The organism is Chrysanthemum yellows phytoplasma (assembly GCF_000803325.1).
Classification (GTDB): domain Bacteria; phylum Bacillota_I; class Bacilli_A; order Acholeplasmatales; family Acholeplasmataceae; genus Phytoplasma; species Phytoplasma asteris.
The window spans coordinates 1-1320 of the sequence record NZ_JSWH01000194.1 but is presented as its reverse complement, the minus strand read 5'-3'; the positions used below and the strand labels follow the sequence as shown (position 1 = coordinate 1320).

The window sequence follows — 1320 nt, the reverse complement described above, 5'->3', positions numbered from 1 at the left end:
CGTAATATGTAGGGTCATTTTTATACCCCAACCTATATATATATGTTGTAAAATATAAAAATCCTGAGTATTTACGCCATAGAGGGCTTGTCTCTATGGCGTGTTGTAATTGTTGCAATAAATTGTTTTTTTTATTAGGTTTTTTAAGTAATATTCAATTTATTGATTACAACAAAAAAAATACTTTAAATGTTGCATATATATGTTATAATAATATCGAGCGCCTTACCTGTGAACTATCAGGTAAGGAGTAGCGAGAACGAACCAACCGCCTTTGCTGCGTTAGGCAGTAAAGGAGTAGGTTGGAGAGTCCATTAAAAATATTAAAAGGAATCTATTAAAATGAAATTACGTATCTGCGAACTTGTTATTAATAAAAATTTAATTACTAAAACCAAAATAGAAACTATTTTAGAATCTAAAAAAAAAGCCATTCAAAATTATGCCTATATTTTGCATGATAAAGATATTTATCAAAATGATAAAGAGGCTCAATTGAATGGTAAAAAAGTAGGAGATATAAAAGCTCCTCATTGGCATATATATTTAAGATTTAATAATGCATATGATACAAAAAATATCGCTAAATGGTTTAATACTGAGGATAATTTTGTTTCCAAAATTAAAGGTAGATTCAGTGATGCTTTAATGTATATGATTCATGCTAATCGTTCTGATAAATATCAATATGATGAAAAAGAAGTAGTTAGTAATTTTGATTGGAAAAGCGAAGCTCAACAAGATATTTTTAATAGAAAATATAAAATGGATGCTCGCTTAAAAGATATTTTACTTAAAATAGATTCAGGAGAAATTAAAGAATACAATATAAATGATAATATTAATATTCTAGAAAATAATATCTATTCTGCTGCAATAGAAAAAGCATTTAAGTTTAGAATTAGAGATTTAAAAAAGAAAGTTAGACAAATGGAATGTGTTTTTATAACTGGTATGAGTGGTTCAGGTAAATCTACTCTTGCCAAAAAAATAGCCAAAGATAAAGGTTATAATGCTTATGTTTCATCTGGTAGTAATGATATTTTAGATGATTATTGCGGTGAGGAATGTATTATTTTAGATGACCTACGTTCTTATTGCCTAGGTTTATCTGATTTAATAAAAATGTTAGATAATAATACTTCATCATCAGTTAAGAGTCGTTATAAAAATAAAGTTTTAGAATGTCAATTAATTATTATTACTACTATTAAAAGTATTGATGATTTTTTTGATGATATTTTCAAAGATAAAGATGAAAGTATTATTCAATTAAAACGTCGTTGTAAGTTTCATATTAAAATAGATTCAAAATATATT

General features: G+C 25.8%; 1 protein-coding gene. It reads left to right on the top strand.

Annotated features, from left to right (window positions below; translation table 11 throughout):
• Positions 1-342: 342 nt before the first annotated feature.
• Positions 343-1320, top strand: a 978-nt coding sequence (locus OL66_RS03145; RefSeq protein ID WP_034172435.1) for a Rep family protein, incomplete at its 3' end; no start/stop codon positions are given.